Source organism: Mammaliicoccus stepanovicii (genome assembly GCF_002902525.1).
GTDB classification, from domain to species: Bacteria; Bacillota; Bacilli; order Staphylococcales; family Staphylococcaceae; genus Mammaliicoccus; species Mammaliicoccus stepanovicii.
In genome coordinates this window covers 122,507-131,864 of record NZ_PPQZ01000015.1, presented here as the reverse complement: position 1 = coordinate 131,864, position 9,358 = coordinate 122,507, and the positions used below count along the sequence as shown (strand labels likewise).

Sequence of the window (9,358 nt, the reverse complement as noted above, 5' to 3'; positions counted from 1 at the left end):
GTTCTAAATATTTTGAATAATAGATTTTTAGTGATTATAATACAAAAGCTTGTTTTAAACATTTTTCAATTTGAAAATTATTTTTCTTTGTTTGTGTATTTTTTCATTTGTACTTTAGTTATGTTTTTTGACATAAATTGAATAATTGGTATTCACTACATTTATGATTTTCATATAATTTAAAATCACGTTTATATTTAACAATTTAATAAGCCTAACGCTTAAATGAAATCTTATTCTATGAATCATTTTCTAAAATTAAGACTTCAATATCTAGTGTTAGCATTAATTGAGGCATATTATAATTTTATACATATGGCACTTCGTTACTTTGGTTTTTATAGTGATTAATTAAATTATACGAAGATCTTCATTTTCTTCGCATAAATATAAATATTTATCACGATTTTGCACAAAAAAGAGAGCTAATCCCCAAATTATGGATTAGCTCTCTTTTTTGAAAATGAATATTTATATCCCACGGTCTTTGAGACAGGATATTCATCCCCATATATAATATTTATTTTCTTTCGATTTCAACCATTTTAAAGGCTTCGAAAATGTCGCCTTCTTTAATATCGTTAAATTTCTCGATTGTAATACCACATTCATAACCTGCAGCTACTTCTTTAGCATCGTCTTTAAAGCGTTTTAGTGTATCTAATTCACCTTCAAATATAACAATACCATCTCTGATAATTCTTACGCTTGCATCTCTTGCAATTTTACCGTCTGTTACATAACTTCCGGCAATCGTACCTACTTTAGATACTTTGAATGTTTGACGTACTTCAGCTTGTCCAATTACTTGTTCTTCAAATTCAGGATCTAATAATCCTTTCATTGCAGACTCAATTTCTTCGATTACTTTATAGATAATTCTATGCAATCTCATATCTACATTTTCTTCTTCTGCTGCTCGTTTAGCACCAGAGTCTGGTCTAACATTGAATCCTATAATAATACCTTGTGATGCTGCAGCAAGTGTAACATCTGATGCATTAATTGCACCTACAGCAGTATGGATGATACGTACATTGACACCTTCAACATCAATTTTCATTAATGATGCTGCTAAAGCTTCAACTGAACCTTGCACATCACCTTTAATGATAATATTTAAATCTTTCATTTCGCCTTGTTTCATTTGTTCAAACAAGTTGTCTAATGAAACACTCTTGCTATCTTGACGTTGTTTTAAGATGTTTTCTTGTTGACGTTTTTCACCAATTTGACGCGCTTGTTTTTCATTTTTGAATACAACAAAACGGTCACCAGCTTGAGGTACATCTTGTAATCCAGTAATTTCAACTGGTGTTGATGGACCAGCAGTTTTAATACGTTTACCTAAATCACTTACCATAGCACGAACACGACCATATGTGTTACCTACTACTAATGAGTCTCCTACTTCTAATGTACCATTTTGTACTAATAATGAAGCAGCTGGACCACGTGATTTATCTAATTCAGCTTCGATAACTGTTCCTACAGCCGCGCGATTTGGATTAGCTTTTAATTCTTCAACTTCAGAAACGAGTCCAATCATTTCTAATAAATCATCAATACCATCACCCTGGATAGCTGATAATTGTACGAAGATTGTGTCGCCGCCCCAATCTTCAGGGTAAAGACCATATTCGCCAAGTTCCTGCATAACTCTATCAGGGTTAGCTGTTGGCTTATCTACTTTGTTTACTGCAACGATAATTGGTACTTCTGCTGCTTTAGCATGGTTAATTGCTTCAATTGTTTGAGGCATAACACCATCATCAGCTGCTACAACTAAAATCGTAATATCTGTAACTTGAGCACCTCTTGCACGCATTGTTGTAAACGCGGCATGTCCTGGTGTATCTAAGAAAGTAATTTTCTTATTGTTGTTTTCAATTTGGTATGCACCGATATGTTGTGTAATTCCACCAGCTTCTCCAGCTGTAACGCGTGTATTACGAATAGAATCTAATAAAGTTGTTTTACCATGATCAACGTGTCCCATGATTGTAACAACAGCAGGACGCTCGATTAAACGTGCATCATCAGCTTCTTCTTCTTCAAAATAGTTTTCTAAATCAGTAGCATCAACGTGCACTTCTAATTCAGCTTCTACATCATAATCAGAACAAATTAACTCAACAGTTTCAGTATCAAGTGCTTGATTAATGTTTGAAACAACACCTAATAAAAATAATTTTTTAATAATTTCAGAAGCATCTTTATTAATTTTATCAGCTAATTCACCAACTGTAATACCTTCTTCATATGTAATTGAAGATGGTGTTTCTTTAACAACTTCTTTTGGTTGTTGTTGCTGTTGTTGGTTGTTCTGTTTTTTATTATTTTGTTTTTTATTATTTTGTTTTTTATTTTTATTGTTGCTCTTCTGTTGATTGTTAGATTTATTATTTGTGTTTTGTGTTTTGTTGTTTTGGTTAGATTGTTGATTGTTGTTACTAGTCGTATTTGCCTGAGTTGTTGTTTTTTCTGTTTTAGTCGTGTTTTGCTTCTTAAATTTATTATCCAAAATTTTAATGTCTTTCTCCTCTAATGCTTGCATGTGATTTGATACTTCAATATTATTCTTCTTTAATTCATCAATAACATCTTTACTCTTTAACTTAATTTCTTTTGCATACTCATATATTCTTTTTTTACTCATATACTCACTCCTCATGAAAATCATGAATCATTGTTTTTAGCTTCTTGCTAAATCCAATGTCAGTTATGCCCAACACCACTCTGCTTTCTTTTCCAATTGCGTAGCCTAATTCAAAGCGTGTAGCAAATGTTAAAAGTGTTACATGATAAGTTGCACATTTATTTTTTATTGTTTTCGTAACGTTTGATGCAGCATCTTCAGATAGTATGACAAGTTTAACATTGCCTCTTCTCATTTCACTAATTACAATTTCTTCACCGGTCTTGATCTTTCTTGCTCTTGTTGCAAGACCTAGCAAATTTAATATTTGGTCTTTCTTACTTATACTCATTTAGGTATACGCTCACGGTATATTAAACGAATAATTTCTTTGTAAACTGGTTCAAGTGTTTCTTTATCGCTTTCAAAGTAACGCTCTAGCTTGCCTTTTTGTTGAGCATTCTCAACAATTTCTAAATCTTTAGAAACATATGCCCCACGACCAGGCGCTTTACCAGTTGCATCAGCGTTGATTTCGCCTTCTTTATTCTTCACAACACGAATCATGTCATTCTTAGGTTTCATTTCGTTAGAAAGTATACATTTACGCATAGGTATTTTTTTCTTTTTCATAGCAAAATCACCTCACTTTATGATTCTTCAGTTGAAATAATACCAGCTTCTTTAGCATCAGTTTCTGATTTAATATCAATTTTCCAACCAGTTAATTTTGCAGCAAGACGTGCATTTTGACCACGTTTACCAATTGCTAATGACAATTGATAATCAGGCACTACTACTGTTGTAGATTGCTTTTCTTCATCAACAATAACTTCAACGACTTGTGATGGACTTAATGCATTCTTAACAAATACCTTAGGATCTTCATCCCACTCAACGATATCAATCTTTTCTCCACCAAGTTCATTCACGACAGCTTCAACGCGAACACCTTTAGCTCCAACACATGCTCCAACAGCATCTATATCAGAGTTATCCGATGTTACACTTATTTTTGAGCGATCTCCAGCTTCACGAGCTACCGATTTAACAATAACAGTGCCATCATAAATTTCTGGAACTTCTTGTTCAAATAAACGTTTTAATAAACCTGGATGTGTTCTTGATACAAAAATTTGTGGACCTTTAGTTGTTTGTTCAACTTTATTCACATAAACTTTAATTCTTTCATTTGGTAAGTATTGTTCATTTGGACTTCTTTCGGCTTCAGAAAGCACAGCTTCTGTACGGCCTAAATTCACATATACGTAACGATGATCTACGCGGTCTATAACACCCGTTACAATGTCATCTTCCTTATCAATAAATTCATCGTATAAGATACCACGCTCAGCATCTCTTAAACGTTGCATAACTGCTTGTTTAGCTGCTTGAGCACCTACACGACCAAAGTCTTTAGGTGTAACGTCTTCTTCAAAGACATCTCCAATTTCATATGCAGGGTTCGTTAAAAGAGCTGTATCCAAAGCAACTTGATCTCTATACTCTTCAACATCTTCAACTACATCTTTTCTTGAAATGACTTTATATGTGCCTTCATCAAGATTTAATTCTATTCTAACATTTTTAGCACTATCATAGTTTTTCTTATATGCTGTAATAAGAGCCGCTTCAATTGCATCAATTAATACTTCACGTGGTATTCTTTTTTCCTTCTCAAGGTATTCGATTGCAAGTAATAATTCATTACCTTTCACAATGTATCCTCCTTTAAATTATAACATCACTGATCGACGTGCTTTAGCAATTTTCGTGCGAGGCAATGTGATATCTTTTTTTCTTGTTTTAATTTTAACTTCTAATGTTATTGATTCTTCAGTAACATCCTTCAAAACGCCTAACCAATCTTTGTCTCCATCTATAGGTTCATATAATGAGATAAATACAGGTTGATCAATCGCATTTAGATAGTCTTTTTCTTTTTTTAATGGACGCTCTGCACCAGGTGATGAAACATCCATAAAATAAGGTTCTTTAATTGGATCGCTATTATCCATTACTTCACTTATTTTTTCAGAGGCAATTGTGCAATCGTTTAAATCAACGCCACCGTCTTTATCAATTGCAATACGTAAATAAAAGTCGGGTCCCTCTTTAACATATTCGACATCTACTAATTCATAATTTAATTCTTCAAGTATTGGTTGAATGATTTCCTCAACGTGTGCTGCAACTTTACTCATAATGACCTCCCTCTTAATACAAACAGAAAAGAGCGGGAAATGTCCCACTCTTTTACGTCAGAGTATTATTTTAAGCAATAATAGTATATCACATAAAGGCGCTCTCATCAAGGATATGCGTTACAAATCGAAAATTGAAAGTTGTGCTTTATCAGGCATATTAGGAAGTGAACCCATTTCATCTAAATATTCTATAATTTTTTGTGAAACGCCTGCCTTTTTATTCAAGTCTTCTTTAGCTAGGAATGGCCCATCTTGTCTCGTTTCAACTATTCTCTTAGCAACATTCTCACCTAAGCCAGGTACCGCTATAAACGGTGGGATTAATGTGTCTCCTTCAATCTTAAATTCAAAGGCGTCACTTTTTTCTAGACTGACAGGTTGTAATTTAAACCCTCTATGTGCCATTTCGTTCATTATTTCTAATACTGTTAATACATCTTTTTCTTTTTTTGCAAGCTCATGAAAACGACTATAGTATTCTTTAATAGTGGTTTTTATTGATTCTTTATCTTTAGTCATTGTTTTCAAATCAAAATCTGTTGCACGAACAGTAAAGTAACTAGCATAATAATATAGTGGATAATGTACTTTGAAATATGCAATTCTTAAAGCCATTAATACATATGCAGCAGCATGGGCTTTCGGGAACATGTATTTGATTTTTTTACAAGAATCTAAGTACCAATCAGGCACTTTATTTTCTTTCATTGCTTCTTCAAATTCATCTGTTAATCCTTTCCCTTTACGTACAGCTTCCATAATCTTAAAGGCTAACGAAGGTTCTAACCCGTTATACATCAAGTAAACCATAATATCATCACGACATCCGATAACACTTGATAAGTCACAAGTACCAGATTTAATCAATTCTTGTGCGTTACCAAGCCAAACGTCTGTACCATGTGATAGACCTGAAATTTGAACTAATTCAGAGAATGTAGTTGGTTTAGTATCTTCAAGCATTTGACGAACGAATCCCGTACCAAACTCTGGTACACCAAATGTTCCGGTCTTACATAATATATCCTCTTCAGTTACACCAAGTGATTCTGGTGTACTAAATATTTTCATTGTTTCTTTATCGTCAATTGGAATGGTTTTAGGATCAATTCCAGACAAGTCTTGTAGCATTCTAATCATAGTAGGATCATCGTGCCCTAGAATATCAAGTTTTAAGATATTGTCATGTATAGAATGAAAATCAAAGTGTGTCGTCTTCCATGCTGATTTTTGATCATCTGCTGGGAATTGAATAGGCGTGAAATCATATATATCCATATAATCTGGTACGACGATGATTCCCCCTGGATGCTGTCCAGTTGTTCTCTTGACGCCTGTACATCCTTTCACTAAACGATCTACTTCTGCTGCTCTCTTATGGACGCCTTGATCATTTAAATATCCTTTTACATAACCAAAAGCAGTTTTTTCTGCAACTGTACCAATTGTTCCTGCTCTGAATACTTTATCTTCACCGAATAGTTCTTTTGTATAGTTATGTGCAATCGGTTGATACTCGCCACTAAAGTTTAAGTCAATATCAGGCACTTTATCTCCTTTAAATCCTAAGAACGTTTCGAAAGGAATATCTTGACCTTCTTTAATCATAGGGACATTACATTTTTCGCAATTTTTATCTGGTAAATCGAAGCCAGATCCTACAGAACCATCATCAAAGAAATGACTTTCTTTACATGATGGACAAATATAATGAGGTGGTAATGGATTCACTTCCGTTATTTCAGTCATTGTCGCAACGAAACTTGAACCAACTGAACCACGAGATCCAACTAAATAACCATCATTTAAAGATTTTTTCACAAGTCTTTGCGATATTAAATAAATAACCGCAAACCCATTTCCAATAATGCTATCCAGTTCTTTTTCTAAACGGTCAATTACGATTTGTGGTAAGTCTTCACCGTATAATTGTTTTGCATTATTGTAACTCATTTCACGAATTTCTTCGTTAGCACCTTCCATGTTCGGTGTATATAGTTCATCTCGTATTGGAACAACGGTTTCTAATCTATCTGCGAGTTCATTAGTATTCTTAACGACGATTTCATATGCTTTTTCCTCACCTAAGAAATGAAACTCATCTAGCATTTCATCAGTTGTTCTAAAGTGTGCTTTTGGCAAAGTTTGGCGATTAAGTGGATTTCCCGGTTGAGCTGCTATTAATATTTTTCTAGCTATCGCTTCATTTTCTTGTAAGTAATGTGCATTACCTGTCGCGATTACAGGGATATTTAATTTTTCTCCAACTTGTAAGATTCGTTCGTAAATCTCTTCCATTGTTTCATTATCTTTAATTAAATCGCGATCCAATAAATCTTGATATAAACTTTTAGGCTGGACTTCAATATAATCATAATATTGTGCAACTTTTTCAACTTCATCTTGATCTTTTTGCATTACAGTTGTAAATACTTCACCTTCATCACAAGCACTTCCAACGAGAATACCTTCTCTATGTTTGTTTAGCAGAGATCTAGGAATTCTTGGCGTTCTATAGAAGTAATCTACGAGCGAGGCACTCACAATTTTAAAGAGATTCTTTAAACCTACTTGATTTTGAACGATTAAAGTTACATGTGAAGGCCTTGCACGTTTATATGCTTCATCATTTGATAATCTATCATTAATTTGATTATGATTATAAACTTCAAGCGATTCTAATTGCTTTAGCATCTTTATGAAAATATGAGCTGTTGTTTCTGCATCATATATCGCTCTATGGTGTTGTGTCAGTTCAACACCGTATTTTTTTGCTAAGAAATTCAAACCATGTTTACCATATTCCGTATTAACAGTTCTTGATAATTCTAGTGTGTCAATTACTGCATTTTTAGTTGCGCCAAGCCCTATTCTTTCAAATCCAGTATCTATAAATCCCATATCGAATGAAGCGTTATGTGCAATATAAATTGCATCACCAACCCATTCGTAAAAATCAGTTAATACCGTTTCAATTTTTGGCTGACCTTGCAACATTTCATCCGTAATACCTGTTAAATTTTTAATCGTTTCAGATAATCGAACCCCTGGATCAGAAAACCTTTCGAATGTATCTATCACTTCTCCGTCTTTAACCTTTACTGCTGCCAGCTCTATAATTTGATCATATTGACTCGAGAGGCCTGTTGTTTCAACGTCAAACACGACATATGTTGCTGTTTTTAAAGATATATCTTGTGGTTTATATGCTATTGGAACACCATCATCTACAAGCATACCTTCTAAGCCATATATCATTTTGATATCGTTACTCATAGCTGCTGCATGTGCATCAGGATAACCTTGAACACCGTTATGGTCGGTAATAGCAATTGCTTTATGTCCCCACTCTGCGGCTTGCTTTACATATTTGCTAATGTGAGTAATCCCATCCATTTGACTCATTGATGTATGTAAATGAAATTCAACTCTTTTATCTGGTGCTTTATCTTGTTTAGGCGCTTTCTTAATTTCATGTATATCTGTCATCATCATGACTAAATCTCTTATAAACTGATCTTGTTCAATTCTACCTTGTGCTCTAACCCAAGATCCTACTTTTAAAGCTTTGAAATGCTCTAAATCATCTTTACCTTTTCGAGTAAACATCTTAAGGATAAGTGAATCCGTATAATCTGTAATTTTGAGCGTCACGATATGACGACCACTTTTAAGTTCTTTCATCTCAATATCAAAGATGACACCTTCTAAAGCCACTTTAAACTCTTCTTCTATAATATCTTCTATCTTACGAATTGAATCAACTTGAATATCTTTACCTATTTGACATCTAGATACTGATCCTTCTTCGCTATCAGATTCACGCTTTTCTTTCTTCATACGTTCCATTTTTTCGGATGCGATACGCGCAGCTTCTTCATCTTCTTTTTGGATATGTGCTTCGAAAGACTCAAGTTCTCTTTGCATTTGTTCTTCATTTTCCACTGTTTCAAACAGTACGCGATTAATATTAAAACCACATCTCGTAAATGCTTTTACTAGCGAACCATTTACTCTCTTATCAAAATAATCACGTTCTATATCGTTATTCACTTGTACTTTTATAACATCATTAGCTAATATGAGCGGTTTTTGTTTTAATTGATGTTTAACTTTATCGCTAAGCTCTGTCTCATCAATACAGTGAGGCATATATTTTAATATTTGTTCATCGCTTTGCTCTTTATTCATCACTTCTATTGTCCAATCAACTTCAGCTATACTTTGAAAAACAGTCTTGAGTTGATTGGTAAACACAAGATACATCTCACTTGATAAATAGTGAGGGATTTTAATATAAAAATGCCATAACCTTTTCGTTTGTGACACATTTATTCTTGTTAACTCACCCTGTTCTATTATTTCTTTATCAAGTTCATCGGTTATGTTCAATTGTGTGAGGAGCGTTTGGAATTTCTCTTTCCCTGTCATTGACACTTATATGACCACCTTCATCAAAATGAAAAAGAGGCTAATTTAAATAGCCTCTTTAAATATCTTATATTATATCAGA

At 33.6% G+C, this 9,358-nt stretch carries 6 protein-coding genes; all 6 read right to left on the bottom strand.

All coding sequences use genetic code 11. The features are described from left to right. Positions 1-520: 520 nt before the first annotated feature. The 6 genes from infB to CD111_RS03200 all read right to left on the bottom strand — a co-directional run bounded on the left by infB (position 521) and on the right by CD111_RS03200 (position 9,276). A complete protein-coding gene (gene infB, locus CD111_RS03225; protein ID WP_095088314.1) occupies positions 521-2,659 on the bottom strand; it encodes a translation initiation factor IF-2 in 2,139 nt (712 codons plus the stop codon). A 4-nt stretch (positions 2,660-2,663) separates the two neighbouring features. After that, entirely contained in the window at positions 2,664-2,990 is a 327-nt protein-coding gene (locus CD111_RS03220) for a ribosomal L7Ae/L30e/S12e/Gadd45 family protein (RefSeq protein WP_095088316.1), read from the bottom strand. After that, complete coding sequence (rnpM, locus tag CD111_RS03215; protein ID WP_095088318.1) at positions 2,987-3,271, bottom strand: RNase P modulator RnpM; 285 nt, start codon at positions 3,269-3,271, stop codon at positions 2,987-2,989. Before rnpM ends, CD111_RS03220 begins: the two co-directional genes overlap by 4 nt. Before the next feature lie 17 nt (positions 3,272-3,288). Then, a complete protein-coding gene (gene nusA, locus CD111_RS03210) occupies positions 3,289-4,356 on the bottom strand; it encodes a transcription termination factor NusA (protein WP_095088319.1) in 1,068 nt (355 codons plus the stop codon). Positions 4,357-4,374: 18 nt separating this feature from the next. Then, complete coding sequence (gene rimP / locus CD111_RS03205; RefSeq protein WP_095088320.1) at positions 4,375-4,842, bottom strand: ribosome maturation factor RimP; 468 nt, start codon at positions 4,840-4,842, stop codon at positions 4,375-4,377. Between the two features lie 120 nt (positions 4,843-4,962). Next, complete coding sequence (locus CD111_RS03200; protein ID WP_095090129.1) at positions 4,963-9,276, bottom strand: PolC-type DNA polymerase III; 4,314 nt, start codon at positions 9,274-9,276, stop codon at positions 4,963-4,965. Positions 9,277-9,358 lie beyond the last annotated feature (82 nt).